Raw genomic sequence first — 24,671 nt, 5'->3', positions numbered from 1 at the left:
ATCGTTTCCCCCTACATCAACTCAAAATACCAATCAAAAAAACTTTCACTAAACCAAAACGTCAACATCGTCCCGAGCGCAATCGACGGGACAAACGGAATCGGTTGCTTTCGCCCGATTTTTTTTGTGATCATCAACCCGATCCCGACAATTGCCCCAATCAAACTCGATAGAAACAAGGCAACTAGCACGTCACGCGGACCGAGCACAAGACCAATCATAGTAAACAATTTGACGTCCCCTGCCCCAAGTCCCCCTTTTGACACGAAAAAGACGGTCGCTAGGAGCGAAAATCCTAGCAACGCCCCTACAAGTGGCGTCCACCAAGATGCCCCTGTCAGATAGGTGAGGAGGAGTAATACCGGTGCCGTGAATTGCAAGATGACATTCGGCACGAGCATCGTCGATAAATCAGACATCGCCAAAGCGAGTAAGGTCGACAAGAAAGCGAACGCGAGAAGCGTCGTCACACTAAATCCGTAGAGTGAAAAGCTATAGCCATATCCAATGGCTCCATGTAATTCAAAGATCGGATACGTCGGCGCGATCCGCTCGCCACACCCGTGACATCTGCCTCTTAAGGCGAGATAGCCGAAAATCGGGATGAGTTCCCACGGTGACAATTCGTGACCGCAAGACGGACAATGTGACCGCGGCGTCACAATCGATTGCTGACGTGGCACGCGGAGCCCGACGACGTTGGTGAACGATGTGATGACCGCCCCGAAGACGATGCTATATAGGAATCCAATCGATTCAATCAAGGAAGGACCCTCCTTTTGTCAGTATATGCCAAAAATAGAAAACCGGCTAGGCTGAGCGAGTGCCCAGCGCCAGCCGGCATAAACAATTTAAAGTGATGCGGAAGAAATAGCAGTTTCTGCTACAGGAGCAGCTTTAGTTCCCAAATTCTTTTCTCCATCAATATAAACCGAGTATGAATAATTACCATCTGCACCTTTTGCAACTTTTACGCCAGCTGCTGAATAACCAGATGAGCCATACGGATCTTTTAATGTTTCAATATAAGAAGAAGTGTCTACATCTTTTGGAGTAGCAGTTGCATCAGGTGTTCCAGCAAATACTAATACTGTACCATTAGCAACATCATTTGAAGCTACATACAATTTCGCCGCACTGACCATTTGTTTTGCATCAGATTTTAATGCGTCCTCTTTCGAGTTCTCGATGATCCCACCAATCGCAACGACTGCGATGGCTGCGATAATTCCTAAAATAACGACGACGACGAGTAACTCGACGAGTGTGAGCCCACGCTCATCTTTTAACTGTTTGGCATCTTGCCAAATCATTTTCAACTTCTCTACCATAATTCATTCTCCCCTTTTACGTAATGTGCTGTGTGTAAACTAGATAAATTACTTTAGACCTAATATAGAAGTAGAACAATTTTACTATACCTTCTATATATAGTATTGAAAAGGTATATTTTCAAAAGCTTGCATATTGCTTTACTGATTCTGAATATCACCATAGATTTGGAACATCGGGACGACGATCGAGATAACGATGACTCCGACGACACTTGCCAATACGACGATGAGAAGCGGCTCGATAATCGACTTCAAGCGGTCGGTTGTCGTCTCGACCTCCGTCTCATAAAACTCAGCGACTTCGTTCAACATCGAATCCAAATCACCGCTCTCTTCCCCGACGGCGATCATCTGAGTCATGAGTGCCGGGAAGTTCGCATTTCGCATGAGCGGCTCGTGAAGCGGGACCCCTTGCACCATCATGTCACGTGCCTCCGTCAGTCCTTTCCGGATGACGCGGTTCGATACGATACGTTCGGTGATTTCAATCGCCGTCAAAATCGGGACGACCGCTTGTAGAAGAACCGCTAAACTTCGCGTTAACAATGCAATCTGAGACTTCATCACAATCGTTCCAAAAATCGGCATCTTCAATAGCAAGCCATCGATGACGAACCGTTCCCGGTCCCGCTTCAACATCCAGGTGAAGGTGAGAACTCCGAGAATCGCGAGTCCGAGTAACAACCACCAGAAGGCCGCGATGAAATCGGAGACCGCGACGACAATGCGCGTGATGAGCGGAAGCTCACCGCCGAGTTGACCAAAGATGCTCGCGAAGGTCGGGACGACGTTCACCATTAAAAAGGCGACCACGCCGATGGCGACGATGGAGACGACCAACGGATACGTGAGGGCAGAAATGACCTTCCGCTTCACATCATATTGTTTTTGAAGTTGGAGCCCGATTTGATCGAGCGCCTCCTCCAAGTTCCCGCTCGTCTCCCCGGCAAGTGCCATCGAACTAAAGAAGTTCGAAAAGACGCGTGGGTGCTTTTTGATCGCCTCGGAATAGGCAATCCCTTCCTTCAAATCATCCTCGACTTGACTCAGTGCTTTCTTCAATACATTCGACTCGGTCTGTACCCGTAAGATTGAAGTCGCACGAACAATCGGGACACCCGCCCGGATGAGCGTCGCGAACTGACGGACGTACATGATCAAGTGTTCGATTTTGACTCGTTCTGGCAGCAAATTGACCTCTTTGTTCAGTCCGGTCGATTCGAGCTCGGCCAAGTCCGTTACGAGAATAGATTCTTGACGCAACTTTTCTTTCGCTTCCCGAAGCGAGACGGCCGTGACGCGACCTTTCTTACGCTTCCCGTTCAGGAGCTTTCCTTCATACTGAAATATCGCCATCACTCATCACCTCATCTCTTCTGTCGGGACGGCGTTCGGATTGATGATCCCTTGCCGAACAAGTTGTTCGATGGCAGCATCCATCGACTGCATCCCGTGCTGGCGACTCGTCTGGATGACGGTCGGCAACTGGAACTCTTTTTCATTTCGAATCAAGTTGGCAACAGCCGGATTCCCTAACATGATTTCCATGGCGGCGACGCGTCCTTTCGGCACATCAACCCGTGGAAATAACCGTTGACTCACGACACCGAGTAAGACGTTCGCGAGTTGTGTCCGGATTTGGTCCTGTTGCTCAGCTGGGAACGCGTCGATGATTCGACTCACCGTCGACATCGCACTCGATGTATGGAGCGTTGCCATGACGAGGTGCCCCGTCTCTGCGGCGGTCATCGCCGTCGAGATGGTCTCCAAGTCACGCATCTCCCCGAGCAGAATGACGTCAGGGTCTTGCCGTAAGGCGGCCCTTAGACCACTCACAAATTTCATGACGTCAGAGCCGATTTCCCGTTGGTCGACAATACTTTGGTCGTGGGAATGTAAATACTCGATCGGATCTTCTAGCGTGATGATTCGTTTTCGCTGCGTCCGATTGATTTCATGAATCATCGCCGCGAGCGTCGTCGATTTCCCTGAACCCGTCGGACCCGTGACCAAGATGAGACCATGTGGTTTCTCAATCAGACGCTTCAGTACCGTCGGCAGATTGAGTTCGTTCAAGGTCGGGATTTCCCCGGAAATGGACCGGAACGCGATGGCAATCGTGCCTCGTTGATAATAGGCGTTGACCCGGAAACGGGAGACACGTGGGACGCCGAACGAGAAATCAAGATCTCGTTCATGCTCGAGACGTTCGCGCATATCGTCGGTCATGATTTCTTTTAAATATCCTTCGAGATGGTGCGGCAACACCTTCTCCTCGCCCATCGTAATAAGACTCCCGTCTACTCGAATGATCGGAGGAGAACCGGCTGTCAGATGAATATCCGAGGCACGTTTCTCGACCGCATTCGTCAAGATGGTTTCGATCGATTGATTAATCATAAGCATTCTCCGTAATGACCGTTCGTAATATTTCCTCGGTCGTCGTCAAACCGGCGGCGACTTTTTCTAATCCGTCCTCAAGCAGGAATGTCGCTCCTTGTGACTTGGCATAGTCGACCATCTCAGACTCGGTCGCCTGGTTCATGATCATCCGGCGCAAGCCTTCATCAATCGGGATGACTTCGTGAATGGCGAGGCGCCCACGGTACCCTGTGAAGTTGCATGACGAGCATCCTTTTCCCCGAACGATGTGGTCGATGTGTACACCCTCTGCGTCGAACAGGCTACGTTCACTCTTCGATACCGGTTCGACTTGACCACAGTCACGACAGACGCGTCGAACGAGTCGTTGTGCCACGAGTCCCGTCGTCGAAGCGGCGACGAGGAACGGCTCAACCCCCATATCGACGAGACGGGTGATGGAGCTGATTGCTGAATTCGTATGTAGCGTTGACAACACAAGGTGACCGGTGAGCGAGGCACGAATGGCAATCTCAGCTGTCTCCGTATCCCGAATCTCTCCGACCATGACGATGTTCGGGTCTTGACGTAAAATCGAACGAAGCCCTGACGCGAACGTCAAGCCGACTTTCGAGTTGACCTGAACCTGGTTGATGCCGTCAAGTTGATACTCGACCGGGTCTTCTACCGTAATGATGTTTTTCGTTTCATCATTCAGTTCTTTTAACGAAGCATACAATGTCGAGGATTTCCCTGAACCGGTCGGACCGGTGATCAAGATAATTCCATTCGGACGTTTCAGCATGTCACGGTACGCCTGTTCGTTTCGTTCGCCAAATCCGAGTTTCGTCAAATCGGTCAGTCCTTGAGATGAGTCGAGGACCCGAATAACGATTTTCTCTCCATACATCGTCGGGAGCGTCGAGACGCGGAAATCATAGGCGCGATTGCGTAGCGTGTACTTGATCCGTCCATCTTGTGGCAGACGACTTTCTGTGATGTCGAGGTTACTCATGACTTTGAGACGCGTCAGCATGACGCTCTGAATCTTCTTCGGATAAACGGTTTCTGTGCGTAAATCACCATCAATCCGAAAGCGGACGTGAAGTTGTTTCTCATGCGGGTCGAAATGAATATCCGAAGCGCGTTGGTCGATTGCGCTTAAGAACAACTGGTTCACGAGGCGGATAATCGGTGCATCGTCTCGACTGACAGATTCCTGTCGCTCGATTTCCGGGGCATCTTCTTTTAAAATTTCGACGAGCGAGTGATCCATCTCATAGTATCGACTAATCGTCTTTCGAATCTGTTCTCTCGTTGCGATGCCAATCTCGATGTTCATCCCTGTCTGAAGACGGACGTCATCAATGGCAATGAGATCGAGTGGGTCGGCTGTCGCCACATGTAACGTATTGCCGTTCAACTCAAACGGCATGATATCGTGTTTTTGTGCCAATGCTTTCGGTACGAGCTTCGTGACCGTCACATTGATGTCGTAGGAGTACAACTCAATGATCGGCACATGCAGCTGTTCATGAATCATTTGAATCAACTGTGTCTCGGTAATATGGTTTAGTCGAATTAAGGCATCCCCTAGTTTTTCTCCGGGACGCTTCTGTGCAAGCGCCTCATCGAGCTGACTCGTCGTAATGAGCGCAGCCTCGATGAGCATCTCACCTAATCTTCGTTTCGTTCGTCTCACGTTACTTCACCATCCTTTGAGGAGCCTCCTCCTGCTCGGTCTTGTCGTTCCGTTCTTCGACAAAGACGCTCGCAGCCACTCCTCCAATCAATGCAACGATAAGAATCACCCATGCCCACCATGTTTGAACGAGTGATTCTTCTACCATCAAATAGACGCCACCAGACAGAAGGGCAGTCCACAGGCTGATGACAAGCTTCGTTTCACGTTTTCTCGTCATCGGAACGGATAAAGCGAACAGTGTCAATGTGGCGAGTACCCAAAAGCCGAGTAAAATCAAATAGCCGATCATCCCACTGCCTCCTCTTCTGCAGGTTCTTCTAATACGGGCGGTTCTGCCTCAAATGGGTCGTCGTTCGAATCATTCGGGAACGGGTCTTCTTCCTCGTCCTCATCCGGGAATGTCGGGATGACCGGTTCGACCGGATCCGGTGGCGGAAGCGGAACGGAACTCTTCGTCACGATTTCCGGTGTCGGTGCATAAAAATCAAACCCGAGTAATTCCAACGTCTCCCCTTCTTCAGTCACAGTGACCCGGTAGAGCTTACCTGACTGTCCATCTTGACCTGACTGGGTGACCGATGAACTGCCTGACGGGAGCGAAGATGAGAAGCGCACGACTTTTTGATGCGGTACCGTCTTCACTTCTTCAACTCTCGCTTCGAAAGCGGCGTCAAAAGGTTGACCGAGCAATTGAACCGTCACAGAACCCCCTTCATCCAAGACGAGGATGGCATATGATGTGTCTTCTCGGTTTTGAACAGCAAAGTTCGAGCGCTCATCTACTTTCGTGTCATAGCCTAGCTCCACCCCGGAAGGAAGTGTTTCGTGAGGCACACGTTCGAGAATGGCGAACGGTGTCGCCGCAAATAGGCGATAGAATGAAGACCCTAGTGTCGTGAGCGCTTCGTAATCTTCTCCGAACGATTTGAGACTAAAGATGTCTCCCGCTGCCATCTCGAATCCGTTCATTCGATCAAGGGCTGACTGCATAGCCGGTGTCGGGCTCACAGTGAACGAGGCGACGACTTCATTTTCTGCCGCGACTTGCTCTAATGTCACAGATGACTCCAACATCGATGCGGCATCCATCAACGCCGGGGCAATCATCGTCAGCGTGACGGGTTGACCTTCGAGATAAGGCTCGACTTTCGTTTCATCTACGGATGTCAACAGCGGATAGTCACCTGTATCTTTAATGGAGTCTAACGTATTCGATACATCGAACGTCACGACCTCTTTTCCAATCTCCATGACCGTCCCATCCATCAAATTGATTGAAAAGGGTGTCGTATTAAAATCTTTAATCGCATTATCGAGACGAACGTCCGCTTCTTCTTTCGTCATCCCTGATACGTCGACACCTGCGACCGTCGTATCTTTTTTATATGTAGCACTCGACTCAGCAGACGCATCTAAGTAATTGACGAGTCCAATCGTCGGTAATGTCACGAGTACGACGAGTCCAATCAAAATGATAAGATGCATCCCATACCGCTTCATGTAAAATCCCCCCGTGTCTAATCCGACTTCTATTCTATATATCCGTTCAGCGTATAACTTTAGTATAATATGTATTGTACAAAAAATAACATTTAATTCAGTATTGCATACGTTATTTTCCGATTGTTTTACTTTTTTTGAATAGGAGGTCAATGTCTTGTCGCATTCCGAAAAAGGTTTTACGCTCGTCGAAGTGCTCGTCTCCATCGTTGTTCTTTCAATTGTCTCATTTTCTTTACTTTCGATTTTCAGCCAAAGTTTGAAGACGACACACGACAGCCTCAATCAAACGATTGCGAACCAAGTGGCGCAAAACACGTTACATACTTTAAATCGACGGGCCGCGTCCGTTGATGAACCGCTCGAACTGCGTCAATTGTTGAATCGGGACGGGATCAGCTCGACGTGCGACTTCTGCGAAGATACCCGAATCCATGGGGATACGTATATCGCAACCATTCAATCGCTGTCCACTGCACCCGGACATACAATTGAAGTTGAAATTTCGGTGACGACCGACCGTTTGCAAACGCCCGTCACCTTGAAAGGAGTCATTTCGAATGCGACATTGCGCGAACCGTTCCCTGAAACGGCTGTCCCGACAACTGACTGAGATGGAGAAGCGTGAAGACGGCTTCACGCTCGTCGAGTTGCTCGTCACAGTCGTCGTCGCTTCGATTTTAAGTGGCGTCATCATTACGGCCTTTATCACTGGAACGCTCGGTTTTCAAATGACGAACGAGACGAGTGACCTTCGAAGCGAGGCCGACTATTTGATTGCCTCCGTGCTCTCTGATGTGAACCGGACCGAATTCGACGCCGTGATGGAAGTGGACGGCTCGTTTCAATTTTATCGATTGTCCGCTCCAGACATATCGGAAGCCGGAATGATTTACCGGGAGGCGGGATACGTGCCGACCGACTTGGTTCTCTCAGAGGATTCGTTTACGCCTTCTAATCAACAAATCACAGTCGAACGGATGACCATCCAGTTAAAAGATCCCGTGTTCGATCCGAGACGCCCGACTTACATGACCGGTGGACTCATCGAAATCGAGATGGATTTGACTCAATCAAACAATCCCGATTCTGTTACGACATTTGAAAGCTCCATCCCATTCTAAGAAAGGAGGCATCCTGATGCGAAAACGTGAAGACGGATATGTCCTCGTGCTTGTTCTCGTGACGATGGCGGCTCTCGCCGTCCTCTCGCTCGCCGCCATGCAAGTCAACTTGGCGTCGAATAAATTGACGGTCATCCGTACGGAAGATACTCAACTGAATGAAGATGCGAAAAGCGCACTTCGCCTCATCGCCGATGAGGTTCGGACCCAGTTCCCGCTTCACGGAGAAGCGGAAGTCCCGACTCATATGGAATCGGAAGCGGCATTCCAAAGCAAGGTTCAGTCGCTCATCGTCAGTGACGAACCGTTCACGGCATTGACTACGGATAGTGAGGTCCGCTATTCCATCGAGCTGAAGAAAGATGCTACGGATACCGCCATTCAGACGGCGCCGTTCACGACGATTCTCCAAGTGAACGTCACGGCATCGCGACAAGTGAATCCGGAACAACCGATGCTTACCGTTGAATACACGCAAGACTTATACTTGACGGCTCTCCCGTCCTTTTTATACTACGTCCTCGGGTCCGACCAACAGTTGGACGTGAACGGCATGCCGACGATTCAAGGAAATATCTATTCAGGTGGTCCTCTCGCTTTCATGCGTCAAGCGAACTTCCAATTGGATGGTGTGGCGAAGCAGATTGAAAATGTCGATTCTAGTCGTCTTCACTTGAATGGCCGAATCGATTTAGTCGAATTGAGCGATTGCTTGAGTTGCCAGCAAGAGAACTACTTCACGGTAGGTCCGGAACAAGCTGGCGAGAAGGCAGACGCCGGGGTGTCCCCGAGTCGCTTTTCTCCATTCCAATACGACTACTCAATCATCGAATTTTTAAATCGACGACTCGACACACCGCTCGCATACACAAATGACGTCGATTCAATAATCTTTGAAGAAGGTCTGATTCGCTCGACCAATCAAGTGTTCGAACTCGAGCGCGTGCTCTCGGAAGATGGGACATCGATTATCGAACGCCCGACTTCGTACTTACGGGCGGATGCCTACAACGCCCTCACCGACCCGACCATCGTGACATTACCGGATGCCATTTCGGATCGCGCCATGTATGTCACGGAATCCATCACCGAGTCGAATGCCCCGCTTCTTTTCGACGGGGACGTCGTCATTGAATCACTCGAGAAGCTGACGATTGCACGGCCACTGATCGTACGTGGTGACTTGACCATTAAAGGGAACGTCTCCTTCAGTTCGACAGTCTACACGCTCGGTGATACGTTCATCGACCGAGCCAATATTCTTCCGATTGATGCAGACAAAGGGAACTCACTCATCCTGTTATCCAAAGGAAAGATTCTGTTGAACCGAATCAACGAGTTTGATGACACTCCGACGACGCTCCAGGCGTTCATGTATAGTGACTCGAACGAACCGACCTATGTGTATGCGGTCGGATCTATTCTCGAAGTCAACGGAGGTCTGTACAGTAAAGGACCACTCGAAGTGAACGTCTTCCGTGGGACGTTTAACGGTGGGAATGGCTTAAGCCCAGCTGAGAACTTCGACCGTCAAGTTCCAGCTCACGAAGCCGAAAAGTCTCGATTAAAACTGACATATAACGATTCCGTGTTCAATCAACTTGAAACATTACCGGTCACGAATCAACTTCAATTCTTCGTCAGTCATCCGGTTCAATTGAAATGAATTCAAAAAATCGGCTTCCTCTCTGATTGAGAAGAAGCCGATTTTTTTAGTTCCCCATCTTTAAAATGAGATCCGAGTTGTAGTCTTTGGCCGTCTGTTCCATCTCTTTTGTCCATTGCGCGCCGTTATCAAGAAGCAGTTGCGTCAACTCGACCTGATTGTGACGGATCGGCTGCAATAACACCGATTCGGTATCTTGAATCGTATAGCCTTCATTGAGCAACAGTTCGGTTGCTTCGTAGTTCAACCCTTCCACCGCATACGTTAGCAGTCGCTCGTCCTTTAATTGCGCTACGGCGACTTTCCAATACGCGGGATCCTCATTTCCATTGAATAAAGAGGCGAGGACCGGTACATTGTCAATCGACTGGAATGGATCTATATCTGATTGCAGATATGCTTCTAGCACATCTGGCGTCCCTTCTGAAAGAGCAAAGTCCAATTGTTCAATCGTTGGTTCGACTAAATCATGCGTCAATGAATAGATGACGGCTTCCCATTCACCACGTTGTTGAAAATCGTTCAATTCTTCCGATGTCACTTCCGTACGGCTTGTCAACTCGTCCACTAATGATGCACCAGACAACGTCGACAAGTCTTGGTCGGCTCGAAGTTGAAGGAAGAGCCAACCCATACTTGTCACAATCAATCCTACAATCAGTAGGAGAATGATTTGTTTTCGTTTCATATCAAAACCACACTCTCATCACTCAGTAACGATCATTGTCTTGCCCTGTTGAATTTGTTTGAATCACTCGAACATAGAAAGTATCTTTTACCGCATCAAACGTTTTACCTTGAGGCAATGTCGTATATACTTCAATTTTTGCGACACCCGGCTTGATTGCGACGATTTGCTGCCCGCCGGCGTCAATTCGGACAAATTCTCTACCCGACACGACTTCCATTCGATAGTCTCTCCACGTCGCTGTCGTCGGCCAAAAGCCGAGGTCTGGGATTGGGGCGCTGGAGTCATCAACTTGAATCGTCATATCTTTCGCCATGATTTGCGTCGGATACTCATTGACACGGATGACACTCGCATTCGAACGAACGCCATTCAATAGTGTATTCACAAATTCAGATTGAAGAGTGATTGGTGTTGCGACACCATCTTTTCCGTAACCTTCATTCGCGCGGAGGGAGAATCCTCCATCCTGTTCAGTGACGGTCAATGCGGAAGGCACATCTCCAATCAATCGGAACGGTTCAGTAACACGCGGTTCGATGTCGACTTGGATGAATGCGGTCTCGTTGACTCGTTTCGCTACCCCATCTTCATCAACTTCGTCTGTATTCCATACCCATAAGTCCAGCTGGGTCGGAGATTGAACGAGTTGCGGTGACAACACGCTGACTTTGAAAGTAGTCGACGGTGACTGAACTTGGAGTCCACTGAAAATCGAACCGGGTACGACTGTTGCTTTTAGTGTCGTCTCGCCGGGTTGCAGTCCTTCAAGTTCAAGCCCTCGATCTGTCAAGTTATACCGCACACTATTCCCATTCAACTTTTCAATTTTAATCGATTCAAACTGAGCTGTGGTCGGTAATATTTTCGGGGAGACAACTGTTTTTTGTCCGACATATAGAGATTGATCCCCAATGTCGATTGACTCGGCCGGGCTGACGACCCGTAGTGTTGATTCGGCAATAATCAACGGTCGGTTATTCCCTGGGTCGATCGTTAAGCGAATCTTTTTCTCACCAGGACTTAAGGCACGGATTGTAGCGTTTGTCCCGCTTGTTGTAATCGAGGCAACACCTCTTGGTTCAAGTATTTCCCATTGCAACGTGCTCCACTTCGGATTCGTTAAGGTTTCGCCTGATTGATCTTTGATGGTCGGAACAATCGTTTGTTGCGCGCCGACCTGCAACGTGACATTTGGAATCGATGCGCTCTTTGCAAATGGTGCGCCGATTCCAATCAACAAATCCGAAAAGCGGTTGGATAAGTCGATGTGACTTTCCCATTCTTGATCCGAAGATTTCTCAATTTTTGAGACAAGCTCATTTTGTTCTTTTGCCCATTTGACCAATGAAGCCGATGGGGTGGTCGTTCGAACCGTCACATCAAATTGAAGACTGGTATCTCCACGTATAAGTTTGTTTTGTTCATCTTTGTACTCGTAGAACAGATTTGGATTTAAGACCAAATCAATCTTCTTCGAATCACTCGGACGCACCACGTCACCGTTTGGCAATGTGATAGATACCACTTCAAACTGGTCAGGCAGTGTTTCTTTGAACAACGTTTCGTTGATTCGGATATTCTCCCCGTCTTTTTGATTACTTAACGAATCAAACGACTGAGGATATTGGACGTTATACTTAATCGTCCCTGTCTCGTACAAGGCAATCGTAGAGGAGTCAATCGATCGAGTTACGTTGACCAACTTACTCGTATCCGCTGCTTTTTTTACATTAATGACGAATCGGTCTGTGACGCTCGCCCCGCGAGAATCCGTCGTCGTGATTGTGACGTCGATTGGTCGATTGGCAACGACTTGGTCTTTCGGAATCACAAGTTCCTGCACATCATAGTTTCGTACACCTTTATACGTTTTTGACACACCGTTATACGTCACGACAGATGTCAATTCCTTATCACGGAAATCATAGTCACCAGGTCGCCATAACACTTTCACGTCTTGTCCCGATGACACTTTCACTTCCCCGGCTGTGATGTCGTCTTTGTCAAACGACTCCGTCTCATCCGCAACAGACTCTAGAACGTTGTACGGCTTATGGTTTGAGCCGATGAATGCACGATACATTGTATTGATAAAGATTTTTTGCTCGTCTGGTTTGTCAAACTTATTTGTGTGCCCTGCACCTGAATAGGTGAAGTTATTTTTTGTATACGTGTAATAATGATTATTCGCATCCCCGTAAGAACGGTTTGGACTATTTTTATCAGAAGATAAGTTATACCAAGGTGTTACTTCAGGGTCATTCAAATCAAGCGTGAAGTATTGGTTGTGCGTTGTGGAAATGGTTTTTGGCGCATCATCCAACACATATGGATAAGAAGTAAAAATTCCGTCCTGTACCTTTTCAATCACGCTCGTCGGTTGCGGTGCCCCATAACCTATGTTCGTGTAAATTCGTTGCCCTGAAATGTTTTTTGAAGAATCCGCATTGACAAATTGACGTTCCCATTCAGAAGTGGCCGAGTTGCCTCCACCAGACCTAAAAATCGTGTCATGAGTCAACATAACACCTTGCCCCGTCTCTGCAAACGCTTTGACTTTAGACGTTGCTGCGACATTCATACTGCCTTGCCCGTTATACGAATCTTGGAAGCCAAAAATCAACATGTCATATTCGTTCGCATTTAATTTCGAATCAAATTTCCCTTGTTGAAATTCACTCGTCGTTCCATTGTTCAAAGTGAATTTGTACTGTCCTTTATCGTCTTGCAACATGTTTGATAAGTATTGAGTGATTTGTCCTTTTATACCTGTCCCAGCGGTCAACTGTAGAATATTCGCCTCTACTTTTCGGTCGATATAAAGGAATGTTCCCTTTTTATAGTCAGCACGACCTGTGACGGTATCCTTGGCGACAATCATCCAGTTCTTCGGTCCTGTATACGTAGGCTGTGACAATAAGAATTCTAATTGTGTCGCAGATGAGCCGATGACCTCCGTCACCTTATCTTCCGGATCAAAACGGTCATTATGGTCGAAATCGATATACAATTCGACGATTGTACTCGCTGTCGGTGTGCCTACGAACTGATAGGTAAACTGGAACGGTTTACGGTCATTGTTTTTGACTTCTACCGTTCCGTTCTCAATTGGTTTTTGATTATACGTGACATCGACATTTGCCAATAATGGGCGAATACTCTGTTGTTTTACCAATTCAGAAATGAGTGCCTGATCAGTAGCAAATTGTTTCACGTTCGTGAATTCTTTCAATGTAGATAATTGTTTCACGTTTTTACTACCAAGTGTCACATCTTTATGAAGATATACCGGTAATCCTGTTTTCACATAAAAATCAGTAATTTCACCTAACTTTAAATCGGTTAAATCATTTAAAATTTTTGTGGTATCGTGCTCTGCACTTCGATTTGATGTTGATTTGATTTTATTCACGTCATCAAGCGCTTCTTGGTATTTCTTTTCAAGCGGACTGCTTCCCAACACAATTGCATCGTAAGCCCCATCCATCGGGAAACGAGTCGCATTGAATTGCTTGACCGTCATAAAGTCAATCTCAAGCTTGTTCAAGCTGTTTAAATCACTTACGAGTGTCTTTTTATATGATTCAATCGCCGTATCTAAAGCCTTTTGAGTCAATACATTGCTTGCTGTATACGCATCTCTTAAATACAAAACTTTATATTTCGGTAATTCTTGTGCCTCTACGAATTTAGTTTGAGGGACGAACGAAAATAGTAAAATGAAGATTATGGTCACATGCATGAGTTTACGCAATGAATAGTCCTCCCTATTTTTAGTCTTCACTACTAATTATCCCACCCACTTGAAAAAATATACATCTATTTCTTTGACATCAGGTAAATGTTTTAGCTTAGGAAACGTCTCACTTCACTGATGAAATAAAGAGAACCGGTAACGATCAACGTCTCGCTTGTCGGCGACTCGCCCCACTTCCGTAGCCACGTTTTCCATTCGACAAAGCGCGCCCCATCTTTTTCTAGTTGGGCTTTCGTTCTCGCACGCGGAAATTCAAACGTCGTCTCATATACATCTCCGACTTGTTGAAGTGAACGAACCATCGTATCGCGGTCTTTATCTTCCAAAATCGCCGTCAACACCGTGACTCTTCGTTCTTGTTTCGCTTGTAATACTAACGCCTCGATGCCTTCTTGATTGTGTGCCCCATCTAGAATGATACGCGGTCGTTTCGATACCAGTTCGTATCGACCAGGATGCTGTGCTCGCTCGAGCCCTCTTCGGATAGCTTCATCACTCCAGCCGAGGTGACGCGCCACCGCCACGGCACACGCCCCGTTATACGCTTGATGATGTCCTGTCAATCCGAGCACGACAGATGGCATATTCTCATACGTCACAACTGTGTCTGCCCCGTTCACAATTTTCTTAACGAGTGGACGAACATCATGAATGGAAGCACCTATGTCGTCCCCTTTTTGATGCAACAACTCAACCAATCGTTCCTCACCAATACTATGAAACATCGGGACATCGCGTTTCATGATGCCGTATTTCTCTTGTGCAATCTCTTCAAGCGTATCGCCGAGAATGCCTTGATGGTCATGTCCAATTGACGTGACAATGGTCGCAAGTGGATGCGTCAACACATTGGTCGAATCAAGTCGTCCCCCGAGACCGACTTCCCAAATGATCAAGTCAGGACGTGTGTCATCAAAATAGCACCATGCCATCATCGTCAAGAGCTCAAACTCCGTCAGCGTCTCTGGCGTCTCGTCCGCACAGGATTTGACACGGTTCGCCACGTCGACGAGCGCGTCTTCCGGAATCGGTTCCCCGTTCAACATGATCCGCTCCTCGAACTGAATGATATAAGGGGACGTGAATGTGCCGACGGATAAGCCGTTCTCCATCGCCATCGCCCGTAAAAACGCGACGGTCGACCCTTTTCCGTTCGTCCCGGCCACATGGATGGATCGGCGTTCTTCTAACCCTAACTGCTCAATCATCCAGCTCATCCGCTCAAGACCCGGTTTGATCCCGAAGCGAAGCTGTCCACTTAACCAATCGAATACATCTTGTCTCGTCTTCATCTTCCACACTCCTACTGTTTACACTTCTGTTTCATTTTATCAAAATTCACGACAGCCGTTATGGAAAACAGTCTGTGCTATACTCGAAGCGAAGAAGGAGGCATGCGCCATGACAACTGACTGGAACTTCGAGGCGACTTACCTCGAACTACGTGACATCTTTTACGACCGTGGGCCCATCCATCCGGTCGACAATCCGACACTCGTCTTGTTTAACGATCCATTAGCCGCTTCGCTCGGCCTTGATGCGCAAAGTCTCAAACAAGACATCGATTTACTTGCCGGCAATCGTCAAACAGAGACGTCTTTCTCACAAGCATACGCCGGACATCAATTCGGCAACTTGACGATGCTCGGGGACGGACGCGCCCTCATACTCGGCGAACATGTGACTCCGAACGGGAAGTGTGTCGATGTGCAACTGAAGGGTTCTGGACCGACAGAGTATTCTAGAGGGGGAGACGGACGGGCCGCACTCGGGCCGATGGTACGCGAGTTCATCATCAGCGAAGCGATGCATGCTCTCGGCATCCCGACGAACCGGGCGCTCGCCGTCGTTCAGACAGGGGAAGCCATCATGCGTCAAGGTCCGAAGCGTGGAGCGATCCTGACTCGGGTCGCCTCAAGTCATCTTCGTGTCGGAACATTCCAATTCGCAGCAGGCGCCGGCTCCATCGATGACGTCATCGCTCTTACTGAAGTAGCAATCAAACGACACGATCCAGACTTGATCGATGCACCGAATCGCTATGAACAGTTCCTCGGACGCGTCGTCGAAAGACAGGCGAGACTGATTGCCAACTGGCAACTCATCGGGTTCATTCATGGGGTGATGAACACGGACAATATGTTCATTAGTGGTGAAGGTCTCGATTATGGACCATGCGCGTTCATGGACACGTATCATCCGGAGACGGTCTTCAGCTCGATCGACCGAGATGGACGTTACGCCTATGCGAATCAACCATATATCGGGTCTTGGAACCTCGCCCGACTGGCGGAGACGATGCTGCCGCTCCTTGGCGAAACGAAAGAAGAAGCGGTTGATGTGGCGAACAAGCAACTCACCCGTTATACCGAGTTGTATAAAGAAGCGTACTTTACCGGTCTCGCACATAAGATTGGCTTATTCGTCCGAAAAGATGGTGACGATGAGCTAGCGGATGAACTGCTCCGCTTGATGATGGAGACGGAGGCAGATTATACGAATACGTTCCGCTCGCTGACGCTTGGTGAGATTGAATCTCTCCCATTCTCAACCCGAGAAGATGGGAAGGCGTGGATTGACGCTTGGCAGAAACGTTTGAGTGAGCAAGGTCTCCCGGACGAGGACGTCAGTCGAATCATGCGCCAATATAACCCGGCCGTCATTCCCCGAAATCATCATGTCGAAAAAGCGATTCAAGCAGCAGAACGCGGTGACTTCGGTACGACCGAGTCACTACTCACCATTTTGCGTGACCCATATAACTACGACAAACCGGCTGAATATGTATCGGCAGGTCCACCACGAACGTATCCGTATCAAACGTTTTGTGGTACATGAACCATCTCACTTTTGCGAGGTGGTTTTTTTGAAACTTCTTTCTCATTTATACGTAATAAGGAGTGTTCTGTTTTGAAAGGAAATGATGATGATGAATGAAATGACACTTGCTTATTGGAATCAATATTTGGAAAAAAAGTAAAGTTCATCCGCTGACCGAAGTCGAAGCGTTTCAATTTGGTGATGACGCAAATGCGTTAGCAGAACTAGTCGTCTCTGGAAAGAAAACCGCAACATGTTCTGCATATATGCTTTATGAGATTGAGAATGAACCACTCCCTTACATCAGACAGTACGCTATCGTTCTCGATGCAGCAGATCAACCCATGGCCATCATTCAAACGACCGAAGTCACGATTCAGGCGATGAATGAGGTATCCGAAGCGTTTGCATTAGCTGAAGGTGAAGGAACTTACAGAGAATGGTGGGACATCCATGAGCGATTCTTTAGTAAGTTGCTTCGTTCATACCAGTTGTCGTTTACACCAAGTATGAGCATTGTCTGTGAACGCTTCAAAGTAGTGGACCAATTCAATACGAAGGAGTGATTGAACGTGAAAATGACCATTTTACCGATGCTAGTCATCACCGCTTCAGCAGCTTATGTAGTGTATAGTCTGTTTCTATCTTTAGTCGGTCAACCGATTCAGTCAAATTTGACCGGTGTGGCAATCGGTGCACTCTTCACTTCTTCGTTCTACGTCACAACAGGTCGCTTGCCGTTTTGGAGTGAGGAGGAAGAGGTATGAAACTCTTCTATATCATACTTTCGTCAGTGGTTGGAGGTCTATATTTCACATATATCGTCCACCTGTTTCGAATCGGTTTTACGACCCCACTCTACACTCAAATTCCAATGCTATTGACGATTGGAGTCATCGCCTTGTGGCTTTTCAACAAACGAACCGAACGTCGCTCTTGACGCTCGGTTCTTGTTTTACTCTGGTTCATAGAAAGGAAACGATCCAGACGAAGGTTCCGGTAAAGAATCAACTAACGTCAATATCTCCTCTTCCGAGATATTTCCCGTCACAAGAATCAATTTGTCTTGACTGATGTAGTATATTCCATTCCCATTCGGCTGATTTAATCGATAGCGTTCCACTTCATCGGCATGACCATGGATTCGCTCACCGTCTACGACACTGAATGCATCGGTCATCAAAATGGTGACCAGCTGCGTCTCATCATACAACGTCCACAGTTTTACAGGTCGTTCCACGTCATCGATTTCACTATCAATTGTATACATCAAATCTTGTGGGAGCGCCAAGTCGTGACGTCTTTTATCAGAAGCGTCAGTAATCCCAAAGTGCTTCATCCCGTGCATGACCCATTCCTTGTCACGTGAATAGTGATATACCCCGAAGGAAGGTGTTTGGTTCGGGTGACCAATCGCAATCAATCCGATGTCTCCGACTGTCGTTTCATAGATGACATCCTTTGTGGAAAGGTGACCTTCCGATCCATCCTTATATTGCAGTGTGATTTGTTGAACCACCGCATCTGATAGCGATTCGGTGTCTTTTGGTACGTCTTCAACTAGCGTACGTACCCATTTTTTCGAAGGTTGTGTAGTTACTTCAATCGTCTCAACTTCCTCTATATCTTTCTCTATAGACTCTGTCTCTTCTGACGGTGTACATCCAACCAGCCCCAATACAAGAACACATACTATTCCGATTCGTCTCATCTCATATCCCCTTTTCTACGCCCATCTCTCCAAATTCTACCAAAACACAAAAAAACCTTCTTCAGAGAATCAATCTCCAAAGAAGGTGTGAGTCTTACTTACGCAACTCTTCCAAACGGGCGCGGACCGCGTCACGCTTGTCGAGGTAGTCTTTTTCTTTTGCTTTCTCTTCGTCGATGACGTGAGCCGGCGCCTTGGCGATGAAGCCTTGGTTTCCGAGTTTCTTCTGCACGCGCTCGACTTCTTTCTCATACTTCGCCACTTCTTTTTCAAGACGAGCGATTTCTTCTTCGAAGTTGATGAGGTCTGCGAGTGGGATGAAGAGCTCTGCTCCCGTCATGATTGCTGACATCGACTTGTCCGGGGCCGTGAGACCACGTCCGATTTCAAGCTCTGTCGCATTCGTAAACTTGCCGATCGTCATTTCGTTCGCGCTCAAGTAACCTTGTGTCGCATCATCGCTCGTCGAAATGAAGAGCTGGATCGGTTTCGACATCGGTGCGTTCACTTCGGCACGGATGTTACGAACCGAGCGGATGACGTTCATCACAGCTTCAAACGCTGGAACCGAATCGGCGAAGTGAAGGTCGTCACGACGCGTCGGGTAGCTTGCACGAACGATTGAATCGCCTTCGTGCGGCAAGTGTTGCCAAATTTCTTCTGTGAGGAACGGCATGAACGGGTGCATGAGACGCATGATCGAATCGAGCGTATGCGCGAGGACCGAACGTGTCGTGTGCTTCGCCGCTTCATCCTCACCATAGAGCGTGAGTTTCGCCATCTCGATGTACCAGTTACAGAACTCTTCCCAGATGAAGTTGTACAAGTAACGACCAGCTTCACCGAACTCGTACTTGTCGACGAGGCGTGTCACTTGGTCAATCGTGTCGTTCAAGCGTGTCAAGATCCACTTGTCAGCAAGCGTCTTCTCACCTGTGAGGTCGATGTCTTCGACTTTAAGACCATCCATGTTCATGAGTGCGAAACGGCTTGCGTTCCAAATCTTGTTCGCGAAGTTCCATGTCGACTCGATCTTCTCCCAATAGAAACGAAGGTCGTTCCCTGGTGTCGAACCTGTGAGGAGGAACCAACGGAGTGAATCAGCTCCGTATTGGTCGATGACTTCCATCGGGTCAACACCATTACCGAGAGATTTCGACATCTTGCGTCCTTCCGAGTCACGGATGAGACCGTGGATGAGGACGTCGTTGAACGGTTGCTTCCCTGTGAACTCGAGTGATTGGAAGATCATCCGTGATACCCAGAAGAAGATGATGTCGTATCCTGTAACGAGCGCGCTCGTCGGGAAGTAACGGTTGAAGTCCGGTGCGTCCGCATCCGGCCAGCCCATTGTTGAGAACGGCCAAAGTGCTGACGAGAACCATGTGTCGAGGACGTCTTCGTCTTGTGTCCAGTTCTCACTGTCCGCTGGCGCTTCTTTCCCTACATACACTTCTCCTGTCTCGTTATGGTACCAAGCCGGGATGCGGTGGCCCCACCAAAGTTGACGACTGATACACCAGTCGCGGATGTTCTCCATCCAACGGAGGTACGTGCCTTCGAAGCGTTCTGGGACGAAGTTGACTTTCGTGTCATCGTTTCCTTGTGCCTCGAGTGCCGCTTTCGCGAGTGGCTCCATGTCAACAAACCATTGTTTCGAAAGGTATGGCTCGATGACTGCGCCTGAACGCTCTGAGTGACCAACCGAGTGCGTGTGCGGCTCAATCTTCACGAGTGTGCCGTCCGCCTCAAGGTCTTTCACGAGTTGCTTGCGGCATTCGAAGCGGTCGAGCCCTTCGTACTTACCAGCATTCTCGTTCATCTTCCCGCCTTCATCCATGACGAGGATGCGTGGAAGCTCATGACGGTTTCCGATTTCAAAGTCGTTCGGGTCGTGTGCTGGCGTAATCTTCACGCAACCTGTACCGAACTCCATGTCCACGTAGTCGTCGGCAACGATCGGGATCTCACGGTTCATGACTGGAAGCATGATCGTCTTGCCGATGAGGTGTGTGTAACGCTCATCTTTCGGGTTGACGGCAACCGCCGTATCACCGAGCATCGTCTCGGGACGTGTCGTTGCGATTTCGATATGACCTGAACCGTCAGCGAATGGGTATTTCATGTGATAGAACGCACCCTCGACTTCTTGATAAATGACCTCGATATCTGAAACGGCCGTCTTTTGAGCCGGGTCCCAGTTGACGATATATTCGCCACGATAGATCAAGCCTTTTTCGTAAAGACGGACGAATACTTCTTGAACGGCTTTTGAGAGCCCTTCGTCGAGTGTGAAGCGCTCACGCGAGTAGTCGAGACCGAGACCAAGTTTTGACCATTGGTCGCGAATCGTCTTCGCATACTCGTCTTTCCATTCCCACGTCTTCTCGAGGAACTTCTCACGTCCGAGGTCGTAACGCATGACGCCTTCTTCACGGAGTTTTTGCTCGACTTTCGCTTGTGTCGCGATTCCGGCATGGTCCATCCCTGGGAGCCAGAGCACGTCATAGCCTTGCATACGCTTGAGACGTGTCAACAAGTCTTGAAGCGTCGTGTCCCAGGCGTGACCGAGGTGAAGTTTCCCGGTAACGTTCGGTGGTGGGATGACAATCGTGTACGGTTGTTTCGAATCGTCCTCGTCTGCTTTAAATACATCGTTCTCTAACCAGTAGTCGTACCATTTTGACTCCGTCGCACTTGGGTCGTACTTCGTCGGCATGGTGATTTCATTTGTCTCATGGGCCATGTGTAGCGCCTCCTCTATCTTATTGGTGAACACAAAAACGGCTTCTCTCGTCCTATATGCTAAGGACGAAAGAAGCCGTGATCTTCCGCGGTACCACCTTAGTTCGCCAAAAAATGGCGCCCTCAAAATCGAATAACGGTCGATGGACCGAACTTTCCTACTCCATTCAGAAAGTCAGCTCCGAGGCGACTTCCGCGTCCATCCCTCGCAACCTTTCACCAAGCGGTCGCGTCTCTAAAAGGAATGGAGTATGCGTACTACTCCTCATCAAAGCCATTCATCGTATCTGTTAAATAATTGTAGCGACAGAAACGTCAGCAGTCAAGATTAGAGTGAAAACTCTTCTTGAAGCTCCTTGAACGTCGCCTCGACCGCTGCGATTGTCTTCTCGATATCCTCGTCCGTATGAGCCGTCGAGAGGAACAATCCTTCGAACTGTGACGGCGGCAAGAAGACGCCGCGCGCCGCCATCTTCTGATAGTACGAACGGAACATCTCAAGGTTCGCCGATTTCGCTTTCTCAAAGTTCGTCACTTTCTCGTTCGTGAAGAAGAAACCGAACATCGAGCCGGCACGGTTCGTGTCGTGTGGGATGTTGTATTTCTCACCGGCCTGTGTGAAGCCTTCGGCGAGACGGTCTGCCTTACGCTCGAACTCGGCGTAGTGCTCCGGTTTGAGTTGCGAGAGTGTCGTGTAACCGGCAATCATCGCAAGTGGGTTACCCGAGAGCGTACCTGCTTGATAGATTGGACCTTGCGGTGCGATCTGTTCCATGATTTCACGTTTCCCGCCGTAAGCGCCGACCGGAAGTCCGCCGCCGATGACCTTACCGAGACACGTGAGGTCCGGTGTGACACCGAAGTACCCTTGTGCACAGTTGTACCCGACACGGAAGCCCGTCATGACCTCATCAAAGATGAGAAGCGCGCCGTTTTGTTCCGTGATTTCACGAAGTCCTTCGAGGAATCCTGGTTGTGGTGGCACGAAGCCCATGTTTCCTGCGGCCGGTTCGACGATGACCCCAGCGAGGTCGTCTCCATATTTCTCAAATGCGACGCGGACTGCGTCCAAATCATTGTAAGGAACCGTGAGCGTATGGCTCGCGAGCTCTTTCGGTACACCTGGTGAGTCTGGAAGACCGAGCGTCGCGACGCCAGACCCCGCTTTGATGAGAAGCGAGTCACCGTGTCCGTGGTAACATCCTTCGAATTTCAAAATCTTTGTCTTTCCGGTATAGCCGCGTGCGAGGCGAAGTGCCGCCATCGTCGCTTCCGTTCCCGAGTTGACCATGCGGACCATCTCGATCGATGGGACACGGTCGATGACGAGTTCTGCCATCTTCGTTTCAAGCTCGGTCGGCGTCCCGAACGTCCAGCCTTTTTCAGCTTGTTCTTGGATCGCTTTCGTGACGACCGGATCACGGTGACCGAGGATGAGTGGTCCCCATGAGAGGACGTAATCGATATATTCGTTGCCATCGATGTCATAGACGCGTGAGCCTTCACCACGTTCGGCGAAAATTGGCGTCATCCCGACCGATTTATAGGCACGGACCGGGCTGTTGACACCGCCTGGCATGAGTGGACGAGCTTGTTCGAACGCTTCCTGTGAGCGCGTTTGGTTGTATGTCATGCGTAGTCTCCTTCCAAATAGCGACAGACGTCTTTTGCGAAATACGTGACGATGAGATCGGCACCGGCACGTTTGAATCCGACCATCGTCTCCATGACGATGCGTTCTTCATCGACCCAGTCGTTGAGTGACGCGGCTTTGATCATCGCATACTCACCGCTCACGTTATACGCCACGATTGGCATATCGAGTGAGTCGCGCATGTCACGGATAATGTCCATGAACGCGAGAGCCGGTTTGACGATCATGAAGTCGGCACCTTGTTCGACGTCCGATTGTGACTCACGGAACGCCTCACGACGGTTCGCCGGGTCCATCTGATACCCTTTACGGTCGCCTTCACCAGGAGCCGATTGGGCTGCGTCACGGAACGGTCCGTAATACGCAGACGCATATTTGACGCCGTAGCTCATGATTGGAATGTGACTGAATCCGTTTTGGTCGAGACCTTCACGGATAGCTGCGACGAATCCATCCATCATCGAGCTCGGTGCGATGACATCGGCACCCGCTTGTGCTTGCGTAATGGCTGTCTGGACGTGAAGTGGAAGTGATGCGTCGTTATCGACGTCCCCATCCTTCACGAGACCACAGTGACCTGTCGACGTGTACTCACAAAGGCACGTATCGGCGATGACCGTGAGCTGTGGCGCCCACTCCTTCACTTTACGAATCGCTTCCTGGACGATGCCGTGGTCATGATACGCTTCGCTGCCTTCCGGGTCTTTACGTTCCGGCACACCGAACAAAAGCACAGATTGGAGACCGAGGTCGACGATTTCTTTTATCTCTTCTTCGAGTCGGTCAAGTGAATAATTGAAGACGCCTGGCATCGAGCTGACTTCACGTTTAATGTTAGTCCCTTCAATGATGAAGAGCGGGTAAATCAAATCTTCTTTTCGAACATGATTTTCACGTACGAGGGCACGCATCGACTTCGATGAGCGAAGACGACGGTGACGGTCAAACTGGTTCATGAAAAATCCTCCCCTACACACTGTATTAATGCATCCATAGTATAACATTCTGGCACTCGTACCGGTAATGTCGACACTTGTCGGACGGCGCGTTCGGTCACTTCGCCAATGGCGTACCACGTCCCGTTGAAGTGGGACAAGTGTGGTGTGAGCGCATCGACGGCCGACGGACTCAGGACGAGTAACGCCTTCACCGTCTCGAGTTGTTGTTGTTGGTCCGAGGTCAATCGGATTGGAATCGTCTCATAGACGACCCAGTCATACACGCAAGGCAGCATCGACATATGCGACGTGTTCGCCAAATTGCCACGTGCAAACAAGACGACATCATCGGTCGAAACAACGTCAGATAACTGCTCAAAAAGCGCCTCACCCGTATACGTCTCCGGCATGAGCGAGACGGTAAAGCCCTCCGCTTCAAGCGCCCGCTTCGTCTTCTCCCCGACAGCGGCGACCTTGACGTCACGCGTCAGATTCCGAAGGGCTTGCACCGCGTTTTGACTCGTGACGACGAGCCAATCGAATCGTTCCACGGGTGGCGGTGTATGCGTCTCTCTCGTCTGAATGAGCGGGACATGATGAACGGAAAGACCGCTCGCCTCGAGCCGTGCCCGTTGCGAAGCGGTCATTCGTTTCGTTCCCGTGTA

At 49.2% G+C, this 24,671-nt stretch carries 22 protein-coding genes and 1 other annotated feature; of the genes, 7 read left to right on the top strand and 15 right to left on the bottom strand.

All coding sequences use genetic code 11. The features are described 5' to 3' along the window. Positions 1–11 precede the first annotated feature (11 nt). The 7 genes from KNO65_RS06195 to KNO65_RS06165 form a co-directional block, all read right to left on the bottom strand. A complete protein-coding gene (locus KNO65_RS06195; protein ID WP_214782631.1) occupies positions 12–764 on the bottom strand; it encodes a prepilin peptidase in 753 nt (250 codons plus the stop codon). Positions 765–851: 87 nt separating this feature from the next. Continuing rightward, on the bottom strand, positions 852–1,331 hold the full coding sequence (locus KNO65_RS06190; protein WP_214782628.1) for a prepilin-type N-terminal cleavage/methylation domain-containing protein: 480 nt from the start codon (positions 1,329–1,331) through the stop codon (positions 852–854). Between the two features lie 141 nt (positions 1,332–1,472). Next, a complete protein-coding gene (locus KNO65_RS06185) occupies positions 1,473–2,690 on the bottom strand; it encodes a type II secretion system F family protein (protein ID WP_214782612.1) in 1,218 nt (405 codons plus the stop codon). Positions 2,691–2,696: 6 nt separating this feature from the next. Next, complete coding sequence (locus tag KNO65_RS06180; protein WP_214782609.1) at positions 2,697–3,734, bottom strand: type IV pilus twitching motility protein PilT; 1,038 nt, start codon at positions 3,732–3,734, stop codon at positions 2,697–2,699. Further along, positions 3,727–5,397: a GspE/PulE family protein gene (locus KNO65_RS06175; protein ID WP_214782606.1), complete on the bottom strand. Its 1,671-nt coding sequence runs from the start codon at positions 5,395–5,397 to the stop codon at positions 3,727–3,729. Before KNO65_RS06175 ends, KNO65_RS06180 begins: the two co-directional genes overlap by 8 nt. A gap of 1 nt (position 5,398) precedes the next feature. Beyond that, on the bottom strand, positions 5,399–5,689 hold the full coding sequence (locus KNO65_RS06170) for a hypothetical protein (RefSeq protein ID WP_047795511.1): 291 nt from the start codon (positions 5,687–5,689) through the stop codon (positions 5,399–5,401). Then, positions 5,686–6,900 (bottom strand): G5 domain-containing protein, encoded by a 1,215-nt coding sequence (locus KNO65_RS06165; RefSeq protein WP_214782602.1) that lies wholly within the window; start codon positions 6,898–6,900, stop codon positions 5,686–5,688. Before KNO65_RS06165 ends, KNO65_RS06170 begins: the two co-directional genes overlap by 4 nt. A gap of 157 nt (positions 6,901–7,057) precedes the next feature. Here KNO65_RS06165 and KNO65_RS06160 point away from each other — a divergent pair, with 157 nt between their 5' ends. The 3 genes from KNO65_RS06160 to KNO65_RS06150 are packed head-to-tail and all read left to right on the top strand — an operon-like array spanning position 7,058 to position 9,690. Continuing rightward, on the top strand, positions 7,058–7,513 hold the full coding sequence (locus KNO65_RS06160; RefSeq protein WP_211781479.1) for a type IV pilus modification PilV family protein: 456 nt from the start codon (positions 7,058–7,060) through the stop codon (positions 7,511–7,513). Then, positions 7,461–8,024, top strand: coding sequence for a prepilin-type N-terminal cleavage/methylation domain-containing protein (locus KNO65_RS06155; protein ID WP_251131668.1), 564 nt, complete (start codon positions 7,461–7,463; stop codon positions 8,022–8,024). The genes KNO65_RS06160 and KNO65_RS06155 overlap by 53 nt, the downstream gene beginning before the upstream one ends. A 16-nt stretch (positions 8,025–8,040) precedes the next feature. Then, entirely contained in the window at positions 8,041–9,690 is a 1,650-nt protein-coding gene (locus tag KNO65_RS06150) for a hypothetical protein (protein ID WP_214782599.1), read from the top strand. A gap of 46 nt (positions 9,691–9,736) precedes the next feature. On the opposite strand, the gene KNO65_RS06145 is transcribed toward KNO65_RS06150, so the two are convergent. The 3 genes from KNO65_RS06145 to KNO65_RS06135 form a co-directional block, all read right to left on the bottom strand. Beyond that, positions 9,737–10,378, bottom strand: coding sequence for a hypothetical protein (locus tag KNO65_RS06145; RefSeq protein ID WP_214782597.1), 642 nt, complete (start codon positions 10,376–10,378; stop codon positions 9,737–9,739). Between the two features lie 22 nt (positions 10,379–10,400). After that, on the bottom strand, positions 10,401–14,135 hold the full coding sequence (locus tag KNO65_RS06140; protein ID WP_214782595.1) for a DUF5057 domain-containing protein: 3,735 nt from the start codon (positions 14,133–14,135) through the stop codon (positions 10,401–10,403). Positions 14,136–14,227: 92 nt separating this feature from the next. Beyond that, positions 14,228–15,430 (bottom strand): bifunctional folylpolyglutamate synthase/dihydrofolate synthase, encoded by a 1,203-nt coding sequence (locus KNO65_RS06135; RefSeq protein ID WP_214782592.1) that lies wholly within the window; start codon positions 15,428–15,430, stop codon positions 14,228–14,230. A 109-nt stretch (positions 15,431–15,539) separates the two neighbouring features. Here KNO65_RS06135 and KNO65_RS06130 point away from each other — a divergent pair, with 109 nt between their 5' ends. From KNO65_RS06130 to KNO65_RS06115, 4 genes are all read left to right on the top strand, one after another. Beyond that, a complete protein-coding gene (locus tag KNO65_RS06130; RefSeq protein ID WP_214782588.1) occupies positions 15,540–16,976 on the top strand; it encodes a protein adenylyltransferase SelO in 1,437 nt (478 codons plus the stop codon). A 107-nt stretch (positions 16,977–17,083) separates the two neighbouring features. After that, the gene (locus KNO65_RS06125; protein ID WP_251131667.1) at positions 17,084–17,524 is read left to right on the top strand and encodes an ASCH domain-containing protein; all 441 of its coding nucleotides are present in this window, start codon (positions 17,084–17,086) and stop codon (positions 17,522–17,524) included. A gap of 6 nt (positions 17,525–17,530) precedes the next feature. Then, positions 17,531–17,725, top strand: coding sequence for a hypothetical protein (locus tag KNO65_RS06120; RefSeq protein WP_214782587.1), 195 nt, complete (start codon positions 17,531–17,533; stop codon positions 17,723–17,725). Then, complete coding sequence (locus KNO65_RS06115; RefSeq protein WP_214782585.1) at positions 17,722–17,898, top strand: hypothetical protein; 177 nt, start codon at positions 17,722–17,724, stop codon at positions 17,896–17,898. Before KNO65_RS06120 ends, KNO65_RS06115 begins: the two co-directional genes overlap by 4 nt. A 15-nt stretch (positions 17,899–17,913) precedes the next feature. Here the strand turns inward: KNO65_RS06115 and KNO65_RS06110 are convergent, their stop codons facing one another. The 5 genes from KNO65_RS06110 to KNO65_RS06090 form a co-directional block, all read right to left on the bottom strand. Then, on the bottom strand, positions 17,914–18,669 hold the full coding sequence (locus KNO65_RS06110; protein WP_214782582.1) for a hypothetical protein: 756 nt from the start codon (positions 18,667–18,669) through the stop codon (positions 17,914–17,916). A gap of 94 nt (positions 18,670–18,763) precedes the next feature. Beyond that, complete coding sequence (locus KNO65_RS06105) at positions 18,764–21,415, bottom strand: valine--tRNA ligase (protein WP_214782580.1); 2,652 nt, start codon at positions 21,413–21,415, stop codon at positions 18,764–18,766. Between the two features lie 58 nt (positions 21,416–21,473). Further along, positions 21,474–21,695, bottom strand: a binding site (T-box leader). A gap of 47 nt (positions 21,696–21,742) precedes the next feature. Beyond that, positions 21,743–23,047, bottom strand: coding sequence for a glutamate-1-semialdehyde 2,1-aminomutase (gene hemL, locus KNO65_RS06100; protein ID WP_031421390.1), 1,305 nt, complete (start codon positions 23,045–23,047; stop codon positions 21,743–21,745). Next, positions 23,044–24,024, bottom strand: a complete 981-nt coding sequence (gene hemB, locus KNO65_RS06095; RefSeq protein ID WP_214782563.1) for a porphobilinogen synthase — start codon at positions 24,022–24,024, stop codon at positions 23,044–23,046. Before hemB ends, hemL begins: the two co-directional genes overlap by 4 nt. Beyond that, the gene (locus KNO65_RS06090; RefSeq protein ID WP_214734012.1) at positions 24,021–24,653 is read right to left on the bottom strand and encodes a uroporphyrinogen-III synthase; all 633 of its coding nucleotides are present in this window, start codon (positions 24,651–24,653) and stop codon (positions 24,021–24,023) included. The genes hemB and KNO65_RS06090 overlap by 4 nt, the downstream gene beginning before the upstream one ends. Positions 24,654–24,671: the final 18 nt, after the last annotated feature.

The sequence above is a fragment of the Exiguobacterium sp. S3 genome (assembly GCF_018617295.1).
In the GTDB taxonomy this organism is placed as follows: domain Bacteria; phylum Bacillota; class Bacilli; order Exiguobacteriales; family Exiguobacteriaceae; genus Exiguobacterium; species Exiguobacterium profundum.
Note: the sequence above shows the minus strand (reverse complement) of the source record. Positions and strands in the feature narration are given on the sequence as shown.